This window comes from Micromonospora sp. CA-248260 (assembly GCF_050942205.1).
Taxonomy (GTDB): Bacteria; Actinomycetota; Actinomycetes; order Mycobacteriales; family Micromonosporaceae; genus Micromonospora; species Micromonospora antibiotica.
On sequence record NZ_CP192021.1, the window covers coordinates 4921621 to 4946659 of the forward strand.

Consider the following 25039-nt stretch of genomic DNA (forward strand, 5'->3'; position numbering starts at 1 on the left):
GACCGGCCGGCCCCGAACACGGGCGCGGGCGACCCTGCTGTGCCAGGCTCAGGGGCATGGACGACAAGACCATCCTGCATCGGATCTCGGAACTGGTCGACGAGGAGCACCGGCTCCGCTCGGCCGCCCAGGACCACGAATCCGGCACCGACGACGAGGCCAAGGAACACCTGCGCGCGCTGGAGGAGTCGCTGGACCAGTGCTGGGACCTGCTGCGCCGCCGCCGGGCGGCCCGGGAGGCCCACGGCGACCCGGAGGCCCAGGGGGCTCGACCGGTGTCGGAGGTCGAGCGTTACCTCCAGTGACGCCCCGACGTCCCGGACGGCCGGTTGCCGTCCGGGACGTCACCCGTTCAGCGCACCCCCGCCTCGCGCAGCAGCAGCTCGGTGAGGGCGGCCGGGTCGGTGTCGGCGGCGGGCAGCCCCCGGGCGGTGAACCAGGTCGCCACCACCCGCACGTCGCGGGCCAGGAACTCCGGTCCCTGCGGGTTGGCCACCACGTCGACCACCTGCGGCAGGTCGATCATGACGAGCCGCCCGGCGTGCACCAGCAGGTTGTACGGCGACAGGTCGCCGTGGGCGTAGCCGGCCCGGGCCAGCACCACCAGGGCGTCCACCAGTTGCTCCCAGAGGGAGCGCAGCGGGGCCGGGTCGGGGCGTACCTGGGCCAGCCGGGGTGCGGCGGTCCCCTCGTCGGGGTCGCCGACGAACTCCAGCATCAGCTCGGTGCCGAGCAGCTGCACCGGGTACGGCACGGCGATCCGCCCGGATTCCGCACCGATCTCCCAGAGCCGGGACAGCGCGGCGAACTCGGCCGCCGCCCACTGCCCGGCGATCATCTGCCGGCCGAACGCCGTCCGGCCGGCCATCGCCCGGTTCTCCCGGGACCGGCGCACCCGGCGTCCCTCCAGGTAGCCGGCGTCGCGGTGGAAGAGCCGGTGCTGGGCGTCGCGGTACCGCTTGACGGCCAGCAGGCAGGACCGGTCGGTGTCGGGCACCGCCCGGCGGACGAGGTGCACGTCCGCCTCCTTGCCGGTCTTGAGCACACCGAGTTCGGTGTCCCGGGCGGCCAGCTCGGTGACGAGCCACGGCGGGTGCGGTTCCGGACCGTGCACGGCCTCGTCCCAGGACGACCAGTGGTCCTCGGGCTCGGGCTCGGGCTCGTCCTCGGGTGCGGTGCCGGCCGGCTGCCGGCCGTACGTCAGGAAGGGTGTCTCGTCGTCGTCGAAGCGGCTTCTGCCGCGGCCACGGCGCTGCGGCGCCGGGAGGTCGTGTTCGCGCACGGTGCTGGTGATCCCTTGGTCGAGGCTGGTGAGGGCAGGTGGTACGACCCTGCAAAGACGGCCATGACCGACCTCCTCTCCTCGACCGGGCCCCGCCCGGCTGCGCGCTCCCGCGCGGCCCCATGCTGACCGATACCCCGCCCGGCGCACAACCGGATTACCCCCCGGCGAGCACCACCGAGACCGCCGCGATCAACGAGTCGACGGTACGGGTGGGGGCGAACCGCCCGTCGGTCCAGCTGCGCCCCCGGTGCAGCCAGACGCTGGGCAGGCCGACCGCGGCGGCCCCGCCGATGTCCGCCTCCGGGCTGTCGCCCACCACCCACGCGCCACGCAGCGGCAACCGGGCCCGTTGGGCGGCCAGCGCGAAGATCCGGGGGTTGGGCTTGCTCACCCCGGCTTCCTCGGAGATCACCCAGTCGGCGACGTAGCGGTCGAGGCCGGTCTGCCTGATCTTGGCGTCTTCCAGCCGGACCGAGCCGTTGGTGACCACCACCGGCAGCCACCCGGCGTCGTCGGCGATCCGCAGCGCGCAGGCGACCAGCGGGTCCAGCCGGGTGTAGCCGACCACCCCGTCGTGCAGCTCCTCGACCAGGTCGATGGAGGGGATGCGCAGCGCGTAGCGGTCCCGGATGGCGTCGGCGATGTCCCACCGGTCGGTGAGGCCGTCGGCGTCGATGGACAGCAGCCAGTCGATGTCAGTGGCCGGGGCGCCGATCTCGGCCAGGAAACCCTCGGCCCAGGCGCGGAACGGCCCGGCCCGGTCGAGCAGGGTGTTGTCCAGGTCGAGCAGGAGCAACGGCACTGAGGCACCTTACGGGAGGAAGGACCGCCGCCGACAGGGTCGAACCGCCCGCCGGCGACCGTCGGGCTGCCGGGGCCGGATGGGGGCGGTGGGCGGGTAGGGGGAGGTGACCGGGGCTGTCGGCACCGGCCGATCCTAACCGGACGGGCGTTCGGCAGGACGAGGTGACGACCCGATAGCAAGCCGTACGTACGGTTTGCCTTGCGGAGGGTCACCTGCGACGATCGACCCGTGCCCAGAGTAAGTCAGGACCAGCTCGACGCGCGCCGGCAGGAGATCCTGGGCGCGGCCCGGGCCTGTTTCGCCCGGCACGGCTACGAGGGTGCCACCGTGCGCCGGCTGGAGGAGGCGACCGGCTTGTCCCGGGGCGCGATCTTCCACCACTTCCGCGACAAGGACTCACTCTTCCTCGCCGTCGCCGAGGACGACGCCGCCGTGATGGTCTCCACGGTGGCCCGCCACGGCCTCGTCCAGGTGATGCGGGACCTGCTCGCCCGCGCGGTCTCCCCCGACACCACCGGCTGGCTGGGCAGCCAACTGGAGGTGTCCCGGCGGCTGCGGACCGACCCGGCCTTCGCGCGCCGGTGGGCGGAACGCTCCGCCGCCATCGCCGAGGCGACCCGGGACCGGCTCGCCCGGCAACGCGACGCCGGGGTGCTCCGCGAGGACATCGACATCGACGTGCTGGCCCAGTTCCTGGAGCTGGCGTACGACGGGCTGGTGCTGCACCTGGCGATGGGCCGGCCCGCCGGTGACCTGGGGCCGGTGCTCGACCTGGTCGAGGAGGCCGTCCGCCGGCACTGACCCACCCGGGCCGGCAGCCCGGATCTCGGCTCGGTAACTCGCCCACCGCCCCGGTGCCGGCGTGGCGGGGCTGCTCCACAATGAGGCCGCGACCCCCTCGCGCGACAGGAGCAGCTCATGAACACGCTTGCCGCACAGGGCGACACCTGGGGCATCCCCGGGCCGCTCTTCCTGAAGCTCTACCTGCTGGTGGCCGTCGTCGCCGTGGTCGGCACGCTGCTGCACCGCCGCCGCACGACCGCCGGCCCCGACACGGTCACCACGGACCAGCTCGGACCCCAGCAGGTGGCCTACCTCAACGGTGGCGACCAGCTCGCCATCTGGGCGGCGCTGGGTGGGCTGCGCGGCGCCGGCGCGATCGACGTCACATCGAACGGCCGGTTGGTCGCCGCCGGGTCGACGCCCAGCGGGCTCACTCCGCTCGACCACGCGATCCGGCACGCCGCCCGCCAGTCGGTCGCCACCCGCGAGCTGCGCCGCAACGCCGGGGTGACCCGCGCCCTGGAGGAGCTGCGGCAGGGGTTGGAGCAGCGCGGCCTGCTGATCGACGCCGACGGGGTACGGGCCCTGCGGCGCGGACGGAACCTGCTGCTGGTGCTCCTGGCCCTGGGTGTGGTGCGGCTGGTCGCCGGCCTGTTCAACGGCCGGCCGGTCGGCTGGCTACTGCTCGCCCTGGCCGGACTCGCAGTGGCGTTCGCCCTGGTGGCCCGTACGCCCCGGCGGACCAGGACGGCGAACGTGATGATGAGTCGCCTGCGCAGCAGCAACCACCACCTCGCCCCCGACGCCGCCCCGGCCTACGCGACCTACGGTCCGGCCGGCGCAGCGATGGGGGTGGCCCTGTTCGGCACCGTCTCCCTCTACGCGCTCGACCCCGGCTTCGCCGCGCAGGCGGAGATCCAGCGGCAGGCGTTGAACGCCAGCAGCGGCAGCGGCTACACCGGTTCCACGGGTGTCACGTGCGGCGGCAGCACCTCGTCGGGCGACAGCGGCTCGTCGGGCGACAGCGGCTCGTCGGGCGGTGGCGGCAGCTCCTGCGGCGGCGGAGGAGGATGCGGCGGCGGTGGCGGGTGCGGCGGATGACCGGGCCGCAGGGGGTGGGCATCGGCTGGCGGTCGGAGATCGCCGGCTTCGTCGCCGAGCTGCCCGGGCTGCGCTTCGTCGAGGTGGTAGCGGAGTCGCTCAGCCCGGGCAACCCCCTGCCGGCCGGGCTGGCCGGGCTGCGGGAGCGCGGCGTGACCGTCGTACCGCACGGGGTGCGGCTCTCCCTCGGCGGCGCGGACCCGGTCGACCCGGCCCGGGTGACGCACCTGGCCCGGGTGGCCGAGCTGGTCGACGCGCCACTGGTCAGCGAGCACATCGCGTTCGTCCGGGCCGGCGGCCTGGAGGCCGGGCACCTGTTGCCGTTGCCGCGCACCCGGGAGGCGGTGGCGGCGGTGGTGGCGAACGTCCGCCGGGCCCGGGCGGAGCTGCCGGTGCCCTTGGCGTTGGAGCCGATCGCCGCGCTGTTCGACTGGCCCGACGACGAGCTGGACGAGGCGGACTTCCTCACCGAGATCCTCGACGCCACCGACGCGGAGCTGCTGCTCGACGTGGCAAACGTGTACGCCAACGCCCGCAACCGGGGCGAGGACCCGCAGGCCCTGCTGGACCGGCTGCCGCTGGACCGGATCGCCTACGTACACGTGGCCGGTGGGGCCGAGCACGGCGGGCTCTACCACGACACGCACACCGATCCGGTGCCCACCGAGGTGTTGGAGCTGGTCGGCGCGCTCTGTGCCGGCCGCCGACCGCCGGCCCTGCTGCTCGAACGCGACGGCCACTACCCACCCGCCGACGTGCTGCGGGCCGAGCTGGACGCCCTCGCCACCGCTGCCGGCCACCCGGTCGTCACATGAGCCCGACGCACCCCGTCGAGTCGGCCCCGCCGCCCGGTGCCACCGGACCGGTGGGGCTGGCCGCCCGACAGGCCGCGCTGGTCGCCGCCCTGGTCGCGGGGGCCCCGCTGCCCGCAGGCTTCGCCACCGACCGGGTCGACGCCGCCCGGCGGGCGCTGCTGCGCAAGCGGGCCGGCGAGGTCGCCCGCCACTGGCCGCTGCTCGCCGCCGGCCTCGGGGACACCTGGCCGGCCACCTTCGCCGACTGGGCGTCCGGCCGACCCACCGTCGGGTCGCTGCGCGACGGTTGGGACCTCGCACGTGGGCTGCGCGACCGGGACGCCCTCCCCCGCTCGGCGCGCAGGAGCTGGCCGCCCGCGAGGCCACCCACCGCTACGACGGGCGGCACCCGCCCCGCCGCCGCCGGTTGCCGGCCCTGGCCCGCAGCGGCGACGCCGTCGCCCTCCAGATCGCCGGCCGGGTACGCCTGCTCCGACCGGCCCGCCGCTGACCACCGGCTCGCCTCCCCGGCCCGCCGCGCCACCCACCGCCGGATGCGGCAGGATCGGTGGCATGGATCTCGGACTCACCGATCGGGTGTACGTGTTGACCGGCGCTTCCCGGGGGCTCGGCTTCGCGACCGCGCAGTGCCTGGTCGCGGACGGAGCACGGGTGGTCCTGTCGGCCCGCACGCCGGAGCGGATCGCCGGGGCGGTCGACCGGCTCGGTGGGCCGGACCACGCGATCGGTCTCGTCGCCGACCTGGCCGACCCGAGCCTGCCCGAGCGGCTGGTGATCGCCGCCGGAGAACACTTCGGCCGCCTCGACGGGGCGCTCGTCTCGGTCGGTGGGCCGCCGCCGGGCACCGCCGCGCAGGTCAGCGACGCACAGTGGCGGGAGTCCTTCGAGACGGTCTTCCTGGGCACCGTCCGGACGGCCCGGACGGTGGCCGCCGCGCTCACCGATGGTGGCGCGATCGGTATGGTCCTGTCCACCTCGGCCCGGACGCCGATCACCGGCCTCGGCATCTCCAACGGCCTGCGGCCCGGCCTGGCCGGCGTGGCCAAGGACCTGTCCGACGAGTACGGCCCACGCGGGGTACGGGTGCTGGGCCTGCTGCCCGGGCGCTTCCTGACCGACCGCAACCGGGAGCTGCTCGGCGACGACGCGGCGGCCCGTGCCGCTGCGGAGGCCGGCATCCCGCTGCGCCGCATCGGCGATCCGGCCGAGTTCGGGCGGGTGGCGGCCTTCCTGCTCTCCCCCGCCGCCGGCTATGTCACCGGGGTCAGCGTGCCCGTCGACGGCGGCGCGCTGCGCAGCCTGTGACCCCGCGACGCCGTTCGACCAGCCCCGCCGCCGCCCCCGAACCAGCCCCGGCCGCCGAACCGGGCCGCACCGCCCCCGAACTGCCTCCCGCCGTCGCGACCCCCGAACCGGCCCGTCGTCGGGGTGCCGGCGGGCGGCCCTCCCCGGCCCCTGCCGAGCGCCCGTCCACGACCGTCGACGCGATGTCCGACCCGGTCGGGCCCTCCGCCGGCCTGACCCGGCCGGGCGCGTCGCAGGTACGGCGACCGGACCAGCCAGGCACGCCGGAGGTACGGCGACCGGACCGGCCGGGCGCGTCGCAGGTACGGCGACCGGACCAGCCAGGCACGCCGGAGGTACGGCGGCAGGACCGGCCGGGCACGCCGGAGGTACGGCGACCGGACCGGGCGGAGCTGGCAGCGGCGGCGGACCGCACCATCCCGGACGTGATCGGCCCCGGGCTGACGGTGCTCTTCGTCGGGATCAACCCGGGCCTGTGGTCGGCGGCCACCGGGTGGCACTTCGCCCGGCCGGGCAACCGGTTCTGGCCGGCCCTGCACCGGGGCGGCTTCACCCCGCGCCAACTGCACCCCAGTGAGCAGGACACCCTGCCCGGGTACGGCCTGGGCATCACCAACATGGTGGCGCGGGCCAGCGCCCGGGCGGACGAACTGACTCCGGCGGAGCTGGTGGCGGGCGCGCGGACGCTGACCGACAAGGTGGCCCGGTACCGGCCGACCTGGGTCGCCGTGGTCGGGGTGACCGCCTACCGGATCGGGTTCGCCCGGCCGAAGGCCGGTTTCGGCCCGCAGCCGCAACCGCTGGCCGGCGCGCGGCTCTGGGTGCTGCCCAACCCCAGCGGCCTGAACGCCCACTTCACCCCGCAGACCCTGGGGGCCGCCTTCGGCGAGCTGCGCGCCGTCATCGCCGGCCACCCGCCGGCTGACCGGTCGGCGTGACCACCCTGGCGAGATGGACCCTTCCCGTACCGCATGAACACCGCCGCGAACCACCGGGACGTCTGGCGGGGAACGGCCAGCAGTCCACTCCGCGTGCCGGCTCACGCTGTCCGTGGGGTGGCGCGTTCACGATGTGTCGGGTAAAGGGTGACATTGAGGCGATAAATTGCGCAGCCGACTCATCACCCTATTGACGAAGATTTATTTCGAACGTGCTTTCGACTTCACCTTGGTCTAACATTGGGTCCGCAATCGGTCACACGTCTTTAACGCAATTCTCCAGCAGATCAGGAGCAGTTATGCCTCAAGTCCGTTCTTCCCGCTTCATCCGCCTGCTCGCCGCAGGCGCCGCCGGGGCGGCCGCGGTGGCCATGTTCCCCGCGGTCAGCGCCCAGGCGGGCACGTCATCGATCAACGTCTCGGTCAAGGGTGGCTACAACAACACCCATTCCCTCGGCACCGCCACCGGGACCGTCACCGGGACGACAGGCAGCACCCAGGCAAGCTACTCGGTGACACTGTGCGGGCAGAGCACCTACCCGAGCGCCAGCGTCACCATCCAGGGCGGAACCGCCACGGCCACCCACACCGTCTACTACCAGAACTGCGAGACCTTCACCGGCGATCTCGTCTCCAGTTACGGATTCACCAACGTCCAGGTCAGTGTGTCCGGTTCCACCTTCTACCCGGGCAGCCAGTACACCACGTACACGAAGACCAAAACGGTGTACTTCTGAGTTACCGTCGCACCTGATGACGGAACAGGCACCGAATTGACGATCGCCGCCTCGGGCAGCCGCCGCGCCGGCAGCCTGTGAGTCGTGCCGACGGCCGGTGGGACGTGTCGTCGGCACCCGGCGTGGGGAGCGCCGTCGGAATGCGAGACCAGGCCAGGGCCCGCTCCCCCTGGCCTGACCTCGTTTCACTGGCGGCAGCACGCAGCCGAGGTGTGCCCCGACCCCGGTCCGCAGAACACCAGCCGGGTCACCACGCTGGTCGCTTTCGGGACGGGGTCCCGTCAGTTGGCCACGGCCGGGGGCAGCGCCTCCTGCGCGACGTAGGTGCCCATCGGCACGGTGGTGATGATCGGCTCAGGCTGGTCCGCCTCGGCGTACGGGGCAGGCGAGTCGACGACGGCGAACTGGGTGCGGTACAGCTCGGCGTAGAGCCCACCGACCGCGACCAGTTCCTCGTGGCGGCCCCGCTCCACGATCCGGCCGCCGTCGAGGACCAGGATCTGGTCGGCGTCACGGACGGTGGAGAGCCGGTGCGCGATCACCAGCGCGGTACGCCCAGCCAACGCCACGGACAGGGCCCGCTGCACCGCCGCCTCACTCTCCGAGTCGAGATGGGCGGTGGCCTCGTCCAGGATCACGATCGACGGGGCCTTGAGCAGGAGCCGGGCGATGGCGATGCGTTGCTTCTCGCCGCCGGAGAAGCGGTAGCCGCGCTCGCCGACGGTCGTCTCCAGCCCGTCGGGCAGGGCCCGGACCAGGTCGGCCACCTGCGCACCGGCCAGCGCCGCCCAGATCTCGTCGTCCGTGGCGTCCGGCTTGGCGTACCGCAGGTTCTCGGCGATCGTCTCGTGGAACAGGTGGGAGTCCTGGGTGACCACACCGATCTCGTCGCGCAGCGAGGCGAGGGTGGCGTCCCGGACGTCGACCCCGCCGACCCGCACCGCGCCGTCGGTGACGTCGTAGATCCGTGAGATCAGCATGGACAGCGTGGACTTGCCGGCCCCGGACGGCCCGACCAACGCCACCATCTGCCCCGGCTCGACGCGGAACGAGACGCCCTTGAGTACCGGCTCGTTGGCCGTCCGGTCGAGGGTGGCGACCTCCTCCAGCGAAGCCAGCGAGACGTCGGCGGCAGCCGGGTAGCGGAACCGGACATCGCGGAACTCGACCCGGCCGGCGCCCCGGGGGACCGGCACCGCGTCGGGCTTCTCCTCGATGCCGGGGCGCAGGTCGAGCACCTCGAAGACCCGGTCGAAGGAGACCAGGGCGCTCATCACGTCGACCCGGACGTTGGACAGCGCGGTCAACGGACCGTAGAGGCGGGTGAGCAGCAGGGCGAGGGTGACCACGGTGCCCGCGCTGACCGCCCCGGTGACCGCCAGCCAGCCGCCGAGCCCGTAGGTGAGCGCCTGGGCCAGCGACGCGACCAGCAGCATCGCCACGAAGAAGGTGCGTGAGTACATCGCCGACTGGATGCCGATGTCGCGGACCCGTTCGGCCCGCGCGGCGAATCGGCCCGCCTCCACCTCAGGCGTGCCGAACAGCTTGACCAGCAGCGCGCCCGCCACCCCGAACCGCTCGGTCATGGTGGCGTTCATCTTGGCGTCGAGGTCGTACGACTCCCGGGTGATCTCGGCCAACCGCCGGCCGACCCGCCGCGCCGGCACCACGAAGATCGGCAACAGGACCAGCGACAGCAGGGTGATCTGCCAGGAGAGGGTGAACATCACCCCGGCGGTGAGCACCAACTGGATGACGTTGCTGACCACCCCCGACAGGGTGGAGGTGAACGCCCGTTGGGCGCCCATCACGTCGTTGTTGAGCCGGCTGACCAACGCACCGGTCTGGGTCCGGGTGAAGAACTGCAACGGCATCCGCTGCACGTGGTCGTAGACCCGGGTGCGCAGGTCGAGGATGATGCCCTCGCCGATACGCGCCGAATACCACCGCTGGACCAGGGAGAACAGCGCGTCGGCGACGGCCAGCGCGCCGATGATCAGGGCGAGCCGGACGACGACCGCACCCGCCTCGGGGCCACCCCCGCTGATCGCGTTGATCACGTGGCCGGCCAGCACCGGGGTGGCCACCCCGATCACGGCGGCGATGACCACGGTCACCAGGAAGACGACGATGTCCCGCCGGTAGGGGTGGGCGAACGCCATGATCCTTCTCGCGGTGCCCCGGGTTAGCCGGTGCGTGGAGACGTCGTCACCGTGCCGGATCGACCGGAGCATGCTCCAGCCGGCCATGTTGCCGCCCGCCATCGGGTTCATGGGTCACCTCCGCGTCGTGGGCAGCGCGCACCGTCGGGTCGATTCTCCCGACGCCTACGACAACCTCGGCGGCAACCCGGGTCTTCCCGGGCAGTCCCTGCTGTTCGCTCCGGGCAGAGTAGCCGCGGTTCCCGCCCCCGGCGGGTGGGCTATTCGCCGCGGCCGGCGAGATCGCGCAGCCGGCGGGTCTGTGCCTCGCGCTCGGCCCGCTGCTGTTCGGGGTGGGAACGGCCGGCGGCACCGGCGAGCAGCGCCTTGATCTCGACAACCGCGTCCCGGTTGCCGGCGAGCAGGCCGGCGGTGAGGTCCCGGACGGCCGCGTCCAGCTCGGCGGGCGGCACCACCAGGTTGGCCAGCCCGATCCGGTCGGCCTCGACGGCGTCCATCCGCCGGCCGGTGGCGCACAGCTCCAGGGCACGGGCGTAGCCGACCAGCTCGACCAGCCGCTTGGTGCCGGCCAGGTCGGGGACCAGGCCGAGGGTGACCTCGGCCATCGACAGCTTCGCGTCCTCGGCGAGCACCCGCAGGTCGCAGGCGAGCGCGAGTTGGAAGCCCGCGCCGATGGCATGACCCTGCACGGCCGCCACCGAGATCACGTCCGGTCGGTGCAGCCAGGTGAAGCCCTGCTGGTAGTCGGCGATCCGGTCGGCGCACTCCTGCTCGGGCAGGGTGGACAGCTCCGCGAAGGAGCCCGGACCCTGGGCACCGGCCACCGACAGGTCGAGGCCGGCGGAGAACGACCGCCCCTGACCGCGTACCACGACGACGCGCACGTCGCCGGGCAGGTCCCGGGAGAAGTCGCTCATCGCGCGCCACATCGCCGGGGTCTGGGCATTGAGCACGTCGGGCCGGCACAACGTGACCGTCGCGACCGGCCCGTCGCAGTGCAGTAGCACCCCGGTCGTCTCGGCGGTCACCGGACCGCCCGGGGCGTGCTGACGGACGACGCTGGTAGGCGGGTCACGCCTTCTTGCGACGCCGGGCGCCGCCGCGCTGTCGCAGCTGCACACCGGACTCGGTGAGCACGCGGTGGATGAACCCGTAGGATCGCCCGGTCGAAGCGGCGAGCGCGCGAATGCTCTCGCCGCCGGTGTACCGCTTTACCAGGTCCTTGGCGAGCGTCTGACGCTCGGCTCCGACGATCCGGCGACCCTTCTCAGTGCTGGTGGCTGTGCCAGTGGCTGCCATGCTGATTCCTCACGTCCCAGACTGTGCGGTTCGATACGGTCCCACCTATTAGACCGTCTCGAACGATCATGCGCCAGATATCAACTCCACGCCAACCGACACGCTATGCAGTGTCGCCAACCCGATAGAGTGACGCTCCGGACGATCCACGGCGGAGACCGCGCTGCGGTCGCGCCCGTGGGAGGCCCGTAGCCTGCCGGTCGTGACCGACCTGTTGGGCAGCGTGAGCGGAGCGGGGGCCGTCTTCGCGGCCACCAACCTCGACGACATCGTGGTGTTGACCGTACTCTTCGTGGCCGCCCGGAGCACCGGACGACCCCGCCCGTGGCAGATCGTGACCGGGCAGTACCTGGGCATCGCCGCCCTCGTCACGGCGGCTCTGGTCGTCGCCGCCGGCCTGCTGGTGGTGCCCGACCCGTGGACCGGCCTGCTCGGGCTGCTGCCGATCGCGCTCGGCGTCCGGGCGCTGCTGGCCCGCACCGACGACGACACCCCGCCGGCCGTGGTGGGCGGCCTGCTCGGCGTCGCCGGGGTGACGATCGCCAACGGCGCGGACAACATCGCCGTCTACGTCCCGGTGTTCCGCTCCCTCGACCCGGCCACCGGGCTGGTCTACCTGCTGGTCTTCGCCGTGCTGGTCGCCGCCTGGTGCGGTGCCGCCGCGCTGCTCGGTGGGCATCCCCGGGTGGTCCGCCTGGTCGGCCGGGCCGGGCACTGGCTGGTCCCGGTCGTCTTCGTCGCCATCGGCCTGGTGATCCTGGTCGGCTCGGGTGTCCTCGGCCGGCTGGTCGACCTCGCCCGCTGACCACCGGCCGGGCCGCCGCCGCCGCGCCGCCGAGCGTAGGCCGGCGACCACCGGCCGGACCGTCGAGCCGCCGGGCGTAGGCCGCTGACCACCGGCCGGACCGCCGAGCATGGGCCGCTGACCACCGGTCGGGCCGGTCACGGGCCGGTGGGGCAGGGGCCACTGAGCACCGGTCGTTGGCCGCGGCAGCCGACCCCGCCGGCCGTCGCGGGCGGGGTCGTGGCCGGGTCAGGCCAGCTCGACCAGTTCCAGCAGGTCGTCGCTCCAGGCGTCCTCGTCGCCGTCGGGGAGCAGGATGGCCCGGTCGGGCTTGAGCGCGAGCACCGCGCCCGGGTCGTGGGTGACCAGCACGATCGCGCCGGGGTAGTTGGCGATGGCGTCGAGCACCTGCTCACGGCTGACCGGGTCGAGGTTGTTCGTCGGCTCGTCCAGCAGCAGCACGTTCGCGCCGGAGCAGACCAGGGTCGACAGGGCGAGCCGGGTCTTCTCGCCACCGGAGAGCACCCCGGCGGGCTTGTTGACGTCCTCGCCGGAGAACAGGAAGGCACCGAGGATCTTGCGCAGGTCGGTGTCGGACTGCTCGATCGCCGCCGCCCGCATGTTCTCCAGCACCGTGCGTTCCACGTCCAGCGTCTCGTGCTCCTGGGCGTAGTAGCCCAGCCGCAGGCCGTGCCCGGCGTGCACCTCGCCGGTGTCCGGCGGGAGCAGCCCGCCGAGCATCCGCAGCAGGGTGGTCTTGCCGGCACCGTTGAGCCCGAGGATCGCCACCCGGGAACCCCGGTCCACCGCGACGTTCACGTCGGTGAAGATCTCCAGCGAGCCGTACGACTTGGACAGGCCGGTCGCGGTCAGCGGGGTCTTGCCGCACGGCGCGGGGTTGGGGAACCGGACCTTCGCCACCTTGTCGGAGACCCGTACCTCCTCCAGGCCGGAGATCAGCTTCTCGGCCCGGCGGGCCATGTTCTGCGCGGCGACGGTCTTGGTGGCCTTGGCGCGCATCTTGTCGGCCTGCGCCATCAACGCGCCGGCCTTCTTCTCGGCGTTGGCCCGCTCCCGGCGACGCCGCCGCTCGTCGGTCTCCCGAGCCTCCAGGTACGCCTTCCAGCCCAGGTTGTAGACGTCGACCACGGAACGGGTGGCGTCGAGGAACCAGACCTTGTTGACCACCGACTCCAGCAGCGAACCGTCGTGGGAGATCACGATCAGCCCGCCCTTGTGGTTGGCGAGGAAACCGCGCAGCCAGGTGATCGAGTCGGCGTCGAGGTGGTTGGTGGGCTCGTCGAGCAGCAGGATGCCGCCGCCGTTCTCCCCGGCGTCGCGGAACAGGATCCGGGCCAGCTCGATCCGGCGACGCTGACCGCCGGAGAGGGTGCCGATGGTCTGGGCCAGCGCCCGGTCGGGCAGCCCCAGGTTGGCGCAGATCCGGGCGGCCTCGGCCTCGGCGGCGTACCCGCCCAGCGAGGCGAACTGGTCCTCCAGGGCGCCGTAGCGGCGGACCAGCTTGTCGTCGACGCCGTCGGCGAGCCGCTGCTCGATCTCCTTCATCTGGGCCATCAGCACGTCCAGCCCACGGGCGGAGAGCACCCGGTCCCGGCCGGTGACCTCCAGGTCGCCGGTACGCGGGTCCTGCGGCAGGTAGCCGATGGCGCTGCGCCTGTCGATCTGCCCACCGTAGGGCTGCCCCTCGCCGGCGAGGACCTTGAGGGTGGTGGTCTTGCCGGCGCCGTTGCGGCCGACCAGTCCGATCCGGTCACCGGGCTGTACCCGCAGGGTGGTGTCGGACAGTAGGATCCGGGAACCGGCGCGCAGTTCCAGGCCGGTGACACTGATCATTTCCGGTACTCGCTCTCGGGGGTCTGGAAGGGCTGACTCAGGGCACGCGAAAGCGCCGGCGGGCGGTGGTTCCCGTCGGCGCGGGGCGATTCAGCCTTCGCAGCGCAGCACCCGACAAGTGTACCGGGCGGCCCGACACGCGCCGCCCGGATTACCGGGCAAGATCATCGGGTACCGGAAACGCCGTCCGGACCCGGTCCGGTACCGCAACCCTCAGACGTGACGAATCGGTGATCGGGGTCAACATGGAGCTGAACGAGAACGCGCGGGTCGACACCGGCCAGGTGGACGACCGGCGGGGATCCGGCGGGGGTGGCGGGATGGGCATCCCGATCCCCGGTGGGGGTGGACGCGGCGGCATCGTCGGGCTCGTCATCGCCGTGCTGGTGGCCCTGGTGGGTGGTGGATTCGGCCTGAACGCCATGAACGGCGGCGGTGCCGAGTCGGGCGACAACACGTCGCTTACGCAGAAGTGCTCCGCCGACGACGCGCTCAAGCAGCTGGACTGCCGCAACACCCTCTACGTCAACTCGATCCAGGCGTACTGGCGTACCGCGTTGCCGGAGCGGTTCGGCCAGCAGTACCAGCCGTCCAAGACGGTCTTCTTCAGCCAGGGCGTCAACACCGGCTGCGGTCAGGCCGACTCCGGCGTCGGGCCGTTCTACTGCCCGGCCGACGACCTGGTCTACATCGACCTGACCTTCTACCAGACCCTCGCCGACCAGCTCGGTGCCGAGGGTGAGTTCGCCCAGCCGTACGTGCTGGCCCACGAGTACGGCCACCACGTGCAGGACCTGCTCGGCACCGAGGCGCAGATGCGCCGCCAGCAGCAGCGGGACCCGGGCAGCGCCAACGCGCTCTCGGTCAAGTTGGAGCTCCAGGCCGACTGCTACGCCGGGGCCTGGGCCAAGAACGCCACCGGCACCGCCGACGAGCAGGGCCAGAAGATCTTCAAGAGCATCACCGAGCAGGACATCGCGCAGGCGATCGACACCGCCGAGAAGATCGGCGACGACGCCATCTCCAAGCGGGCCAACCGCCCGGTGAACCCGGAGGAATTCACCCACGGCTCCTCCGAGCAGCGCAAGCAGTGGTTCACCAAGGGCTACACCACCGGTGACCCGAAGTCCTGCGACACCTTCGGCGGCAGCCTCTGACCGGGCACCGCATCGGCACCGTCGCGGCGGTCGGAGGGGCGTACGCCCCCCGGCCGCCGTCGTCGTGCCGCCCCGCTCAGGCCGGATCGCGGACCAGGATGTGCACGGCGCGGGCGGCGGCGACCGCGCCGACCAGCACCGCGTGCCGGGGTTCGGGCACGTCGAGCAGCCGGTCGGCACGCAGCGCGGCGAGCGGGGCCAGCCGCCGGTCGGCCAGGACCGTGTCGACGGCCCGGCGGTCGCCCCCGCAGACCAGCGCCGCCAGCGTCGCCGCCGCCGGCAGCAGCAGGCGTACGGCCAGTTCCGCCGCGTCGCCCAGGGCCGCCTTCGCCTGGTTGTCCCGCCGCCGGGCGAACCGCTGCTGGGACCAGCCCCCGGCGGCGGTACGACCCTGCACGTAGCGGGTGTCCACCTTGGAGACCAGCAACTCCGCACCGGACGCCACACCGACCGCCACCGCGCCCTTGCGGGCGAGCAGCAGCCCGAGCCGGCGGGGCGCGGTGGCGACGCTGACGAACTGCGGCACGTCGTCGACGCGTCGGGGCGGGACGGCCTGCGCTGCGTCGCCGACGGTCGGGGCACCCGGCGGCAGGTGCAGCTCGGCGGTCGCGCCGTCGGAGGCGGTGAGCAGCAGCCCGTACCCCTGCGGGGAGACGACGGGCGGGCCGTGCCGGTCGGCGAAGCCCTCGGCCCAGCGCCCGACCCGGGTCGGATCGACCTCGACCCACCGGCCGCCACCGGCTGCGGGTCGGCTGCTCATCACCCGACCGTACGGCACGGCGGCGTTCCGCTCCTACCCCACCTGACCCACGGCGGGCGGACGACGGCACACGCCGTGCCGACCGACCGGTGGCCCACCCGAGCCGGTCCGACGGCCGGCCCACCGCACGACCAGCCGGGCCGACCGCCCGACGGGCGGCCCACCGCACGACCGACCGGACCGACGGACGGCTCACCGCACGACCAGCACGGCGACGGCGAGTGCGGCGATGATGAGGCTGGAGAGGAGCCCGGTCACCAGACGGCCACGCGGGCCGGCCAGCACCCGGCCGACCAGGGTGCCGCCCCCGGCGATCAGCAACTGCCAACTCGCCGAGGCGACGAAGGCACCGAGGACGAACAGCGCCGCCGCTGCCGGTGCCGCCCGCGCCGCGTCGGCACGGCCGAGGACCAGCGCCGTGAAGTACACGACGGTGGCCGGGTTGAGCAGGGTCAGTGCCAGCACCCCGGCGAACGCCCGCCCCGCGGTGTCGATCCCCCGGCCCGCCCCCGGGCCACCCGACGCGGGCCGGGGACGCCAGGCCCGCCAGCCTCCGTGCACGGCGAGCGCCAGCAGCACCACCGCCGCCACCACCCGCAGCGGACCGGCGACCGGGGCGACCACGGCGGCCACCGCCGCGCCGCCGAGCACCGCCACGGCGGCGTAGAGCCCGTCCGCCGTGGCGACACCGAGCGCGGCGGCCGCACCGACCCGGAAGGAGGTTCGGGCACTGAGCCCGAGGATGAGCACCGCGATCGCGCCGACCGGCACGGCGACGCCGTAGCCGGCCACCAACCCGGCCAGGAAGGCGGCGGTCACGACGATCGGGGACGGGCCGATCCGCACCCCGGACGGGCCCGCTGTCGACGCGCGGCGGTGGCCGCCCGGACAGGGCTCTGCTTCGGGTACGCCTCGATCACCGGCCCATCATCGGCCGCCACCCGCCACCAGGCCACCGAATTGCCACAAAAACGGGGAACGACCGGGGTGGTCGACTCGTCGGCGGCGACGGTGCGATAGCCGGCAGACCTGGACACCCACTGCGGTGAGCACCCCCGGCGGGTGGGTCGGGCCGGCTGGAAAGACGCGGGCACGGCACCCGGTCAGGGGTGCCGTGCCCGCGAGGTCGACCAGGGGTCAGACGTTGAAACCGAGCGAGCGGAGCTGGTCCCGCCCCTCATCGGTGATCTTGTCCGGGCCCCACGGCGGCAGCCAGACCCAGTTGATCCGGATGTCGTCCACCAGTCCCCCGCCGGGGCCGGTGGTCAGCGCCTGCCGGGCCTGGTCCTCGATCACGTCGGTGAGCGGGCAGGCCGCCGAGGTCAACGTCATGTCCAGGGTGGCGACGTTCTGGTCGTCCACGTGCACGCCGTACACCAGGCCGAGGTCGACCACGTTGATGCCGAGTTCGGGGTCGACGACGTCCTTCATCGCCTCCTCGATGTCGGCCAGGGCCGCCCGGCCACCGGCCGAACCGGCGGCGTCCGCCGTCCCGTCGCCGGCCGGGGTCCCGTCGGCACCGGACGACGCGTCGACACCCGCCGTCCCGGTGGCACCGTTCACGGCGTCGGCGGCCGGAGTCGCGGCGGCGACACCGTCGGTGGCCGGCGGCGTCACCGCGCCGGTCGTGGTGCCGGCGTCGCCGGTCTGCGGCGTCGCCGCGGTAGCCGTGTTCTCGCTCATGCCTCAACCTCCGTCGGGCTCACGCCCACCCCCGCGCGTGCCGCGGCGTCCTTGAACGCCATCCACGGCAACAACGCGCACTTGACCCGGGCCGGGTAGCGGGCGACCCCCGCGAACGCCACCCCGTCACCGAGTAGTTCCTCGTCCGGCGTGACCTGGCCACGGCCGGACATCAACTCCACGAATCCGGCGTGCACGGCGGCGATCTCCTCCGCGCACCGGCCGGACAGCCGGTCGTACAACACGCTCGCCGACGCCTGGCTGATCGAACAACCGGCCCCGTCGTACGAGATGTCCACCACGATGTCGTCGACGGCGGCCACCCGTACGGTGACCTCGTCGCCGCAGGTCGGGTTGACGTGGTGCGCCTCGGCCACCTCGGCGTCGGGGTCGTCGGCGTCACGCAGACCGCGCCCCTGCGGACGCTTGTAGTGGTCCAGGATGATCTCCTGGTAGAGCTGCTCCAGCTGCATCAGTCGAAGATCCTCCGCACCTGTGCGAGACCCGACACCAGGGCGTCGATCTCCTCCGTGGTGGTGTACAGGTAGAACGAGGCCCGGGTCATCGCCGGCACCCCGAACCGGGTGCAGACCGGCTTGGCGCAGTGGTGACCCACCCGCACCTGCACGCCGAGCGAGTCGAGGACCTGCCCGACGTCGTGCGGGTGCACGTCGCCGAGCGCGAACGAGATGGTGCCACCCCGGCCGACCGGCACCGTCGGGCCGAAGATCCGCAACCCCGGCACGGTGGCGAGGGCGTCCAGCGCGTACGCGGTCAGCTCCTTCTCGTGCCACTGGATCGCCCGCATCCCGACGCCGGTGAGGTAGTCGACCGCCGCGCCGAGCGCGACGGCCTCGGCGATCGGCGGGGTGCCCGCCTCGAACCGGGCCGGCGGCGCGGCGAACGTCGACCGGGCCATCGACACCGTCTCGATCATCGAGCCGCCGCCCATCACCGGGGGCATCGCGGCGAGCAGCTCGCCCCGGCCCCACAGCACGCCGATGCCGGTCGGCCCGCACATCTTGTGCCCGGTGAACACGATGAAGTCGGCGTCCAGATCGACCACGTCGATCGGCTGGTGCGGCACCGACTGCGAGCAGTCGAGCAGCAGCAACGCACCCACCTGGCGGACCCGTTCGGTGATCCGGGCGGTGGCGTTGACCGTGCCGAGGATGTTGGAGGTGTGCACCAGCGCGACGATCTTCGTCCGCTCGGTGACCAGGTCCGCCAGCCCCGACTCGTCCAGCCGGCCGCTGTCGGTGACCGGGAACCAGCGTAGGGTCGCGCCGGTCCGCTCGGCCAGCAACTGCCACGGGACGATGTTCGAGTGGTGCTCCATCTCGGAGATCACGATCTCGTCGCCGGGGCCGAGCCGGAACCGCTCGTCGGCGTCGGCGCGCAGCGAGGCGTTGGAGAAGGCGTACGCCACGATGTTGATCGCCTCGGTGGAGTTCTTGGTGAACACCACCTCGTCCACGCTCGGCGCGTTGACGAACGCGGCGATCTTCGCCCGTGCCCCCTCGTACGCCTCGGTCGCCTCGGTGCCCAGGGTGTGCACCGAACGCGACACGTTGGCGTTGTGCATCGCGTAGTGCCCGGCGAGCACGTCGAGCACCTGGCGGGGTTTGTGCGAGGTGTTGGCGCTGTCGAGATAGACCAGCCGGTGCCCGTTGACCTCCCGGTCGAGGATCGGGAAGTCGGCGCGCACCGCGGCCACGTCGAAGCGCGGCACGTCGTCGTACTGCGGCATCCCGTCCGGGATGGCGATGGTGGTCATCTCAGCGCCCCGTTCCGTGGTGTTCAGGCCCGCGCCGTGCCGGCTCCGGCGACGTACCGCTCGTAGCCCTCTTCCTCGAGCTTGTCGGCCAGCTCCGGGCCACCCTGCTCGACGATCCGACCGGCCACGAACACGTGCACGAAGTCGGGCTTGATGTAGCGCAGGATGCGGGTGTAGTGGGTGATCAGCAGCAGGCCGGTGTCGCCGGTGTCGCGGACCCGGTTGACTCCCTCGCTGACCACCCGCAGCGCGTCCACGTCGAGGCCGGAGTCGGTCTCGTCGAGGATGGCGATCTTGGGCTTGAGCAGCTCCAGCTGCACGATCTCGTGCCGCTTCTTCTCGCCGCCGGAGAAACCCTCGTTGACGTTGCGCTGGGCGAACGCCGGGTCCATCTGGAGCTTCTCCATCGCGCCGCGCAGCTCGCCACCCCAGGTACGCAGCTTCGGGGCCTCGCCGTCGATGGCGGTCTTGGCGGTGCGCAGGAAGTTCGCCACCGAGACGCCGGGCACCTCGACCGGGTACTGCATGGCCAGGAAGAGGCCGGCACGGGCCCGCTCGTCGACGGTCATCTCCAGCACGTCGACACCGTCGAGGGTCACCGAGCCGCCGGTGATCTCGTACTTGGGGTGGCCGGCGATCGAGTAGGCAAGCGTCGACTTGCCGGAGCCGTTCGGGCCCATGATCGCGTGGGTCTCCCCCGACCGGACGGTCAGGTCGACGCCGGACAGGATCGGCTTGAGCTCACCCTCGGGCAGCTTGACCGACACCTTAAGGTCGCGGATCTCCAGGGTGCTCATTATCGGGTCACTCCATTGCTCGGCGTCGGGCGGCCGTCGGCGCCCACGGGAAGGTAGATGTCGCCGTCGCGGACCTCGACGGCGTAGACGGGGACGGGTTCGGTGGCGGGCAGCCCGGAGGGCTCACCCGTGCGCAGGTCGAACCGGGAACCGTGCAGCCAGCATTCCAGCGTGCAGCCCTCGACCTCACCCTCGGACAGGGCCACCGAGGCGTGCGAGCACTCGTCGTGCACCGCGTAGAACTCGCCGTCGGTGCCGTGCACGACGGCGACCTGGAGGCCGTCCACGTCGGCGCTGATCACGGTGCCCTTCGGCACGTCCTCGGTCGCGCAGATCCGGATCATGTCAGGCCCCGGACCGGGAGAGCCGGGCCTCGATGGCGTCCCCCAGCCGCTCACGCAGCGACTCGACCGGAATCTTGTTGATCACCTCGGCGAAGAAGCCCCGCACCACCAGGCGGCGGGCCTCGTCCGCCGGGATACCCCGGGCCATCAGGTAGAACAACTGCTCGTCGTCGAACCGGCCGGTCGCGCTGGCGTGGCCCGCCCCGGCGATCTCGCCGGTCTCGATCTCCAGATTGGGTACGGAGTCCGCCCGCGCACCGTCGGAGAGCAGCAGGTTCCGGTTGATCTCGTACGTGTCGGTGCCGGTCGCCTCGGCCCGGATCAACACGTCGCCCACCCAGACGGTGTGCGCCTCGTCGCCCTGCAACGCGCCCCGGTAGCCGACGTGACTGCGGCAGTCCGGCACGTTGTGGTCGACGAGCTGGCGGTGCTCCAGGTGCTGGCCGCCGTCGGCGAAGTAGACGCCGTACAGCTCGGCCTCGCCGCCGCGGCCGGTGTACTCGACCGTGGTGTACTGGCGGACCAGGTCGCCACCCAGGCTGACCTGGATGTGCGACACCTTGGCGTCCCGGCCGAGCCGGATCTTCAGGTGCTGCGCCTGCACCGCGTCGGCGGCCCAGTCGGCCACCGTGACCAGGGTCAGCTTCGCCCCGTCGGCCACCGCCACCTCGACGTTGTCGGCGAGCGTCGCCGCGCCGACGTGTTCCAGCACCAGCACCGCCTCGGCGAACCGGCCCACGTCGACGAACGTGTGCCCGAAGGCCAGCCCGGCGGCGTCGTCCCCGACCACCCGCAGGGTCACCGGCGCGTCGACCACCGCGTCGGCCGCGACCTCGACCAGCAACGCCGCACCGGCACCGCCGTACGCCAGCGCGCTGACCCGGTCGACCGGGGTGAGCACGCTGCCCACCCGGGGGTCGTCCCGGCCGATCCGCCCGACGGTGACGCCGGCCGGCAGGTCGGCGTACTCGTGGCGGACCGCACCGGTGGCGGCCTGCGCCCCGTCGGTCAGCCCACGCAGCCGCTTGAGCGGGGTGAAACGCCACTCCTCCTCCAGGCCGGTCAGGGCCGGGAAGTCGGCGACGTCGTACGAGCGGAGCGCCTGCGACTTGGTGCTGGGCGGCGCGGAAGCCTGGGTAGTCATCTCTTCCTTGGTCTGTCTGTCCGTGACGACGGTGTCATTGGGCGGAGGGTGGGCGGCGTCAGCCGACCGCGCCCTCCATCTGGAGTTCGATCAGGCGGTTGAGCTCCAGGGCGTACTCCATCGGGAGTTCCTTGGCGATCGGCTCGATGAAGCCCCGCACGATCATCGCCATCGCCTCGTCCTCGCTCAGGCCCCGGCTCATCAGGTAGAAGAGCTGGTCGTCGCTGATCTTGGAGACGGTCGCCTCGTGCCCCATCGACACGTCGTCCTCGCGGATGTCGACGTAGGGGTAGGTGTCCGAGCGGGAGATGGTGTCGACCAGCAGCGCGTCGCACTTGACCGTGCTGCGGCTGTGGTGCGAGCCCTCCAGCACCTGCACCAGGCCCCGGTACGAGGTACGGCCGCCGCCCCGGGCGATCGACTTCGACACGATGGTGCTGCTGGTGTGCGGCGCGGCGTGCACCATCTTGGCCCCGGCGTCCTGGTGCTGACCCTCGCCGGCCATCGCCACCGAGAGCACCTCGCCCTTGGCGTGCTCGCCGGTCATGTAGACCGCCGGGTACTTCATGGTGACCTTGGAGCCGATGTTGCCGTCGACCCACTCCATGGTCGCGCCCTCGTGGCAGACGGCCCGCTTGGTGACCAGGTTGTAGACGTTGTTCGACCAGTTCTGGATGGTCGTGTAGCGGCAGCGCGCGTTCTTCTTGACGATGATCTCGACGACCGCGCTGTGCAGCGAGTCGGACGAGTAGAGCGGCGCGGTGCAACCCTCGACGTAGTGCACGTACGCGCCCTCGTCGACGATGATCAGCGTCCGCTCGAACTGGCCCATGTTCTCGGTGTTGATCCGGAAGTACGCCTGGAGCGGGATCTCCACGTGCACGCCCTTCGGCACGTAGATGAACGAGCCACCGGACCACACGGAGGTGTTCAGCGCGGCGAACTTGTTGTCGCCGACCGGGATCACCGTGCCGAAGTACTCCTTGAAGACGTCCTCGTGCTCCTTGAGGGCGGTGTCGGTGTCCAGGAAGAGGACACCCTGCTCCTCCAGGTCCTCGCGGATCTTGTGGTAGACCACCTCGGACTCGTACTGCGCCGCGACCCCGGCGACCAGCCGCTGCTTCTCCGCCTCGGGGATGCCCAGCCGGTCGTAGGTGTTCTTGATGTCCTCCGGCAGGTCCTCCCAGCTGGTGGCCTGCTTCTCGGTGGACCGCACGAAGTACTTGATGTTGTCGAAGTCGATCCCGGTGAGGTCGGCACCCCAGGACGGCATCGGCTTGCGGCCGAACAGCCGCAGGCCCTTGAGCCGCAGGTCGAGCATCCAGGCCGGCTCGTTCTTCTTCGCCGAGATGTCCCGCACCACCGCTTCGTTGATGCCGCGCTGCGCGGCCGCCCCGGCGACGTCGGAGTCGGACCAGCCGTACTCGTAGCGACCGAGGGCGGCGAGCTGCTCTTCCTGGGTCAGGGGCTGGACGATCTGCTCGGTCATCTATCTGTCCTCACAGTGGTGACGGTGTTACCGGACTGGGGCGCGCAGCTGGGCCGGAATGTGCGTGGTGCACACCCCGTCGCCATGCGCGATGGTGGCCAGGCGCTGCACGTGGGTGCCGACCAGACGGGAGATGACCGCCGTCTCGGCCTCGCACAGCTGGGGAAACTCGGCGGCCACGTGCGCCACCGGGCAGTGGTGCTGGCAGAGCTGCCCGCCGGAGGCGATCGTGGACGCGTTGGCAGCGTAGCCCTCGGCGGTGAGCGCCCCTGCGAGTGCCTCGGACCGGGCGAGCGGATCGTCGCCGGCATCCTCCATGGCGGCCCGGCAGCGGGCCTCCAGCGCGGCGACCTGGTCGGCGGCGAAAGCCTCGACCGCGTCGGAGCCGCCGCTGCGGGCGATCCAGCGCAACGCCGCGGTGGCCATGTTGTCGTAGTGGTGGGTGCCGCAGCGCACCCGGGCCGCGTCGGTGAGCAGGAAGACCTTCGCCGGTCGGCCCCGGCCCCGACTGCCCCGCACGGTCTGCTCACGGGCCACCACGTCACCGTCGGCGAGCATCGCGTCGAGGTGTCGGCGGATCGCGGCGGGACTGAGGCCGAGCGCCGAGCCGAGCTGGCCGGCGGTGGTCGCCCCCTGCTCCAGCAGGAGCTGGGTCACCCGGTCCCGGGTGGAAAGATCGGTGGGGGCGGCCGGGGTCGACTCCACCGGGGCGGGGTGACCGGCACCCGGCCCGCCGGGTCGCCCGGCACGACGGGACCGCGCTCCGACGCCGACGACCGACCCGGTCGTCGGCGGGTGCCCGGAGAGCGCCGCCATGTTTTTCACAACGCCAACGTTACGTAATTCGGCGGGCGCTCGCAAACCCGATCCCGGTGATTCCGCCCACCGGGGTGCCGGAGTCACCCGATCGGGATCAACTACGGTGCGTAGGATTCGCGGCGTGAAGCGATCCGTCCGGTTCCCGGTCCCCGCCGCGCTGGCCCGCCTGCTCGACCGCCACCCGGTCTCGACCACCCTGCTGCGCCGCCTCGCGTACGCCTCGATCGTGGCAAACGTGGCCATCGTGGTGACCGGCGGGGCCGTCCGGCTCACCGCGTCGGGGCTCGGCTGCCCGACCTGGCCCCGGTGCACCGACGCGTCGTACACCACCACCACCGAGATGGGCGTGCACGGGGTGATCGAGTTCGGCAACCGGCTGCTCACCTTCGCCGTCGGGGCGATCGCGCTGGCCACCCTGCTGGCCGTGCTGGCCCAGCGGCCCCGACGCCCCGGGCTGACCGGGTTGGCGGTGGCGGTGTTCCTCGGCATCCCCGCGCAGGCCGTGATCGGCGGGATCACCGTGCTGACCAACCTCAACCCGTGGGTGGTCGGACTGCACTTCCTCGCCTCGATGGCGGTCATCGCCGCCGCGTACGCCCTCTGGCGGCGGATCGTCGACCCCGACGGGCCGGCGGAGCCGGTGGTGCCCCGGCCGCTGCGTACCCTCGCCCGGCTCACCACCGCCGTCAGCGTCGCGGTGCTGGTCGTCGGGACCTGGGTGACCGGCAGCGGCCCGCACGCCGGCGACCACGGGGCGGCCCGCAACGGGCTGGACCCCGAGACGATCTCCCAGGTGCACGCCGACGGGGTGTTCCTGCTGATCGGGCTCTCCGTCGCGCTGGTCCTGGCGTTGCGGGCGGTCGGCGCGGCCGGCCCGGCCCGCGCCGCCCTGGTGCTGGTCGCGGTGGAACTGGGGCAGGGCCTGATCGGTTTCGTGCAGTACTTCACCCACCTGCCGGGCGTGCTGGTCGCCGCGCACATGCTCGGCTCCTGCCTGGTGCTGCTGGCCACCCTGGCGATGCTCTGGTCGACCCGGCAGCGCCGTCCGGCCACGGCCGACCCGCTGCCGGCCGGTCCCGCACGACCCCTGACCGAGGACCGGTTGCCCGCCACCGTCTGACCGCCTGCGGCCCCTGCCGCACTCGCGGTCCTGGTGCACTCGCGGGCCCTGCCCCACTCGCGGGCCCTGCCCCACTCGCGG

At 72.6% G+C, this 25039-nt stretch carries 25 protein-coding genes and 2 pseudogenes; 11 read left to right on the forward strand and 16 right to left on the reverse strand.

Annotated elements, in window-relative coordinates; translation table 11 throughout:
- Positions 1-56 precede the first annotated feature (56 nt).
- Positions 57-305, forward strand: coding sequence for a DUF2630 family protein (locus ACQP2H_RS20970; RefSeq protein WP_208569169.1), 249 nt, complete (start codon positions 57-59; stop codon positions 303-305).
- 47 nt (positions 306-352) lie between these two features.
- On the opposite strand, the gene ACQP2H_RS20975 is transcribed toward ACQP2H_RS20970, so the two are convergent.
- Together ACQP2H_RS20975 and ACQP2H_RS20980 are read right to left on the reverse strand one after the other, a co-directional pair.
- The gene (locus ACQP2H_RS20975) at positions 353-1282 is read right to left on the reverse strand and encodes a serine protein kinase RIO (RefSeq protein WP_363818321.1); all 930 of its coding nucleotides are present in this window, start codon (positions 1280-1282) and stop codon (positions 353-355) included.
- 157 nt (positions 1283-1439) lie between these two features.
- Positions 1440-2087 carry an HAD family hydrolase gene (locus tag ACQP2H_RS20980; RefSeq protein WP_219463695.1) on the reverse strand — a complete coding sequence of 216 codons (648 nt, stop codon included), beginning with the start codon at positions 2085-2087 and terminating at the stop codon, positions 1440-1442.
- A 231-nt stretch (positions 2088-2318) separates the two neighbouring features.
- Between ACQP2H_RS20980 and ACQP2H_RS20985 the strand changes: the two genes are divergently transcribed.
- The 7 genes and pseudogenes from ACQP2H_RS20985 (at position 2319) to ACQP2H_RS21015 (ending at position 7769) form a co-directional block, all read left to right on the forward strand.
- Positions 2319-2891 (forward strand): TetR/AcrR family transcriptional regulator, encoded by a 573-nt coding sequence (locus ACQP2H_RS20985; RefSeq protein ID WP_208569172.1) that lies wholly within the window; start codon positions 2319-2321, stop codon positions 2889-2891.
- 117 nt (positions 2892-3008) lie between these two features.
- Positions 3009-3974 (forward strand): TIGR04222 domain-containing membrane protein, encoded by a 966-nt coding sequence (locus ACQP2H_RS20990; RefSeq protein WP_433228574.1) that lies wholly within the window; start codon positions 3009-3011, stop codon positions 3972-3974.
- On the forward strand, positions 3971-4789 hold the full coding sequence (locus ACQP2H_RS20995) for a DUF692 domain-containing protein (RefSeq protein ID WP_219463699.1): 819 nt from the start codon (positions 3971-3973) through the stop codon (positions 4787-4789). The genes ACQP2H_RS20990 and ACQP2H_RS20995 overlap by 4 nt, the downstream gene beginning before the upstream one ends.
- Positions 4786-5279 (forward strand): annotated as a pseudogene (locus tag ACQP2H_RS21000) (hypothetical protein). The gene ACQP2H_RS20995 and the pseudogene ACQP2H_RS21000 overlap by 4 nt, the downstream one beginning before the upstream one ends.
- Before the next feature lie 62 nt (positions 5280-5341).
- Positions 5342-6094, forward strand: coding sequence for an SDR family oxidoreductase (locus tag ACQP2H_RS21005; RefSeq protein WP_219463703.1), 753 nt, complete (start codon positions 5342-5344; stop codon positions 6092-6094).
- A 392-nt stretch (positions 6095-6486) separates the two neighbouring features.
- On the forward strand, positions 6487-7032 hold the full coding sequence (mug, locus tag ACQP2H_RS21010) for a G/U mismatch-specific DNA glycosylase (RefSeq protein ID WP_255598404.1): 546 nt from the start codon (positions 6487-6489) through the stop codon (positions 7030-7032).
- Between the two features lie 299 nt (positions 7033-7331).
- Positions 7332-7769, forward strand: a complete 438-nt coding sequence (locus ACQP2H_RS21015) for a hypothetical protein (protein WP_219463707.1) — start codon at positions 7332-7334, stop codon at positions 7767-7769.
- 281 nt (positions 7770-8050) lie between these two features.
- On the opposite strand, the gene ACQP2H_RS21020 is transcribed toward ACQP2H_RS21015, so the two are convergent.
- From ACQP2H_RS21020 to ACQP2H_RS21030, 3 genes are all read right to left on the reverse strand, one after another.
- Positions 8051-10033 (reverse strand): ABC transporter ATP-binding protein, encoded by a 1983-nt coding sequence (locus ACQP2H_RS21020; RefSeq protein ID WP_357536981.1) that lies wholly within the window; start codon positions 10031-10033, stop codon positions 8051-8053.
- 158 nt (positions 10034-10191) lie between these two features.
- Entirely contained in the window at positions 10192-10959 is a 768-nt protein-coding gene (locus ACQP2H_RS21025) for an enoyl-CoA hydratase/isomerase family protein (RefSeq protein ID WP_208569179.1), read from the reverse strand.
- 43 nt (positions 10960-11002) lie between these two features.
- Positions 11003-11230, reverse strand: coding sequence for a helix-turn-helix domain-containing protein (locus ACQP2H_RS21030; protein ID WP_007072022.1), 228 nt, complete (start codon positions 11228-11230; stop codon positions 11003-11005).
- Positions 11231-11432: 202 nt separating this feature from the next.
- Between ACQP2H_RS21030 and ACQP2H_RS21035 the strand changes: the two genes are divergently transcribed.
- Positions 11433-12035 carry a cadmium resistance transporter gene (locus ACQP2H_RS21035; RefSeq protein ID WP_308290851.1) on the forward strand — a complete coding sequence of 201 codons (603 nt, stop codon included), beginning with the start codon at positions 11433-11435 and terminating at the stop codon, positions 12033-12035.
- Positions 12036-12263: 228 nt separating this feature from the next.
- On the opposite strand, the gene ACQP2H_RS21040 is transcribed toward ACQP2H_RS21035, so the two are convergent.
- A complete protein-coding gene (locus ACQP2H_RS21040; RefSeq protein WP_208569180.1) occupies positions 12264-13868 on the reverse strand; it encodes an ABC-F family ATP-binding cassette domain-containing protein in 1605 nt (534 codons plus the stop codon).
- A 245-nt stretch (positions 13869-14113) separates the two neighbouring features.
- On the opposite strand from ACQP2H_RS21040, the gene ypfJ reads away from it, so the two are divergent.
- Entirely contained in the window at positions 14114-15025 is a 912-nt protein-coding gene (gene ypfJ, locus ACQP2H_RS21045) for a KPN_02809 family neutral zinc metallopeptidase (protein WP_433228578.1), read from the forward strand.
- A gap of 76 nt (positions 15026-15101) precedes the next feature.
- Here the strand turns inward: ypfJ and ACQP2H_RS21050 are convergent, their stop codons facing one another.
- The 10 genes and pseudogenes from ACQP2H_RS21050 to ACQP2H_RS21095 form a co-directional block, all read right to left on the reverse strand.
- Positions 15102-15785 carry an acVLRF1 family peptidyl-tRNA hydrolase gene (locus ACQP2H_RS21050; protein ID WP_219463714.1) on the reverse strand — a complete coding sequence of 228 codons (684 nt, stop codon included), beginning with the start codon at positions 15783-15785 and terminating at the stop codon, positions 15102-15104.
- A 192-nt stretch (positions 15786-15977) separates the two neighbouring features.
- Complete coding sequence (locus ACQP2H_RS21055; protein WP_219463715.1) at positions 15978-16604, reverse strand: LysE family transporter; 627 nt, start codon at positions 16602-16604, stop codon at positions 15978-15980.
- Between the two features lie 318 nt (positions 16605-16922).
- Positions 16923-17348 carry a metal-sulfur cluster assembly factor gene (locus ACQP2H_RS21060; protein WP_307799603.1) on the reverse strand — a complete coding sequence of 142 codons (426 nt, stop codon included), beginning with the start codon at positions 17346-17348 and terminating at the stop codon, positions 16923-16925.
- A 116-nt stretch (positions 17349-17464) separates the two neighbouring features.
- On the reverse strand, positions 17465-17941 hold the full coding sequence (gene sufU / locus ACQP2H_RS21065) for a Fe-S cluster assembly sulfur transfer protein SufU (RefSeq protein ID WP_208569185.1): 477 nt from the start codon (positions 17939-17941) through the stop codon (positions 17465-17467).
- On the reverse strand, positions 17941-19245 hold the full coding sequence (locus ACQP2H_RS21070) for a cysteine desulfurase (protein WP_219463717.1): 1305 nt from the start codon (positions 19243-19245) through the stop codon (positions 17941-17943). Before ACQP2H_RS21070 ends, sufU begins: the two co-directional genes overlap by 1 nt.
- 23 nt (positions 19246-19268) lie before the next feature.
- The gene (gene sufC / locus ACQP2H_RS21075; protein ID WP_208569187.1) at positions 19269-20042 is read right to left on the reverse strand and encodes a Fe-S cluster assembly ATPase SufC; all 774 of its coding nucleotides are present in this window, start codon (positions 20040-20042) and stop codon (positions 19269-19271) included.
- A complete protein-coding gene (locus tag ACQP2H_RS21080) occupies positions 20042-20386 on the reverse strand; it encodes a non-heme iron oxygenase ferredoxin subunit (protein WP_208569188.1) in 345 nt (114 codons plus the stop codon). The genes sufC and ACQP2H_RS21080 overlap by 1 nt, the downstream gene beginning before the upstream one ends.
- Before the next feature lies 1 nt (position 20387).
- Positions 20388-21530, reverse strand: coding sequence for a Fe-S cluster assembly protein SufD (gene sufD / locus ACQP2H_RS21085; RefSeq protein WP_219463720.1), 1143 nt, complete (start codon positions 21528-21530; stop codon positions 20388-20390).
- Between the two features lie 58 nt (positions 21531-21588).
- Positions 21589-23019, reverse strand: a complete 1431-nt coding sequence (gene sufB / locus ACQP2H_RS21090; RefSeq protein ID WP_208569190.1) for a Fe-S cluster assembly protein SufB — start codon at positions 23017-23019, stop codon at positions 21589-21591.
- A pseudogene (locus tag ACQP2H_RS21095) lies at positions 23016-23844 on the reverse strand (helix-turn-helix transcriptional regulator). Before ACQP2H_RS21095 ends, sufB begins: the two are co-directional and overlap by 4 nt.
- A 115-nt stretch (positions 23845-23959) precedes the next feature.
- Here ACQP2H_RS21095 and ACQP2H_RS21100 point away from each other — a divergent pair.
- On the forward strand, positions 23960-24958 hold the full coding sequence (locus tag ACQP2H_RS21100; protein ID WP_433228583.1) for a COX15/CtaA family protein: 999 nt from the start codon (positions 23960-23962) through the stop codon (positions 24956-24958).
- Positions 24959-25039 lie beyond the last annotated feature (81 nt).

Excerpts from the sequence above, each read along its gene's own strand:
- ACQP2H_RS20970 (WP_208569169.1), top strand. The coding sequence starts at position 57 with ATGGACGACAAGACCATCCTGCATCGGATCTCGGAACTGGTCGACGAG.
- ACQP2H_RS20990 (WP_433228574.1), top strand. The coding sequence starts at position 3,009 with ATGAACACGCTTGCCGCACAGGGCGACACCTGGGGCATCCCCGGGCCG.
- ACQP2H_RS20995 (WP_219463699.1), top strand. The coding sequence starts at position 3,971 with ATGACCGGGCCGCAGGGGGTGGGCATCGGCTGGCGGTCGGAGATCGCC.
- ACQP2H_RS21005 (WP_219463703.1), top strand. The coding sequence starts at position 5,342 with ATGGATCTCGGACTCACCGATCGGGTGTACGTGTTGACCGGCGCTTCC.
- ACQP2H_RS21015 (WP_219463707.1), top strand. The coding sequence starts at position 7,332 with ATGCCTCAAGTCCGTTCTTCCCGCTTCATCCGCCTGCTCGCCGCAGGC.
- ACQP2H_RS21020 (WP_357536981.1), bottom strand. The coding sequence starts at position 10,033 with ATGGCGGGCGGCAACATGGCCGGCTGGAGCATGCTCCGGTCGATCCGG.
- ACQP2H_RS21030 (WP_007072022.1), bottom strand. The coding sequence starts at position 11,230 with ATGGCAGCCACTGGCACAGCCACCAGCACTGAGAAGGGTCGCCGGATC.
- ACQP2H_RS21040 (WP_208569180.1), bottom strand. The coding sequence starts at position 13,868 with ATGATCAGTGTCACCGGCCTGGAACTGCGCGCCGGTTCCCGGATCCTA.
- ypfJ (WP_433228578.1), top strand. The coding sequence starts at position 14,114 with ATGGAGCTGAACGAGAACGCGCGGGTCGACACCGGCCAGGTGGACGAC.
- ACQP2H_RS21050 (WP_219463714.1), bottom strand. The coding sequence starts at position 15,785 with ATGAGCAGCCGACCCGCAGCCGGTGGCGGCCGGTGGGTCGAGGTCGAT.
- sufU (WP_208569185.1), bottom strand. The coding sequence starts at position 17,941 with ATGCAGCTGGAGCAGCTCTACCAGGAGATCATCCTGGACCACTACAAG.
- ACQP2H_RS21070 (WP_219463717.1), bottom strand. The coding sequence starts at position 19,245 with ATGACCACCATCGCCATCCCGGACGGGATGCCGCAGTACGACGACGTG.
- sufC (WP_208569187.1), bottom strand. The coding sequence starts at position 20,042 with ATGAGCACCCTGGAGATCCGCGACCTTAAGGTGTCGGTCAAGCTGCCC.
- ACQP2H_RS21080 (WP_208569188.1), bottom strand. The coding sequence starts at position 20,386 with ATGATCCGGATCTGCGCGACCGAGGACGTGCCGAAGGGCACCGTGATC.
- sufD (WP_219463720.1), bottom strand. The coding sequence starts at position 21,530 with ATGACTACCCAGGCTTCCGCGCCGCCCAGCACCAAGTCGCAGGCGCTC.
- sufB (WP_208569190.1), bottom strand. The coding sequence starts at position 23,019 with ATGACCGAGCAGATCGTCCAGCCCCTGACCCAGGAAGAGCAGCTCGCC.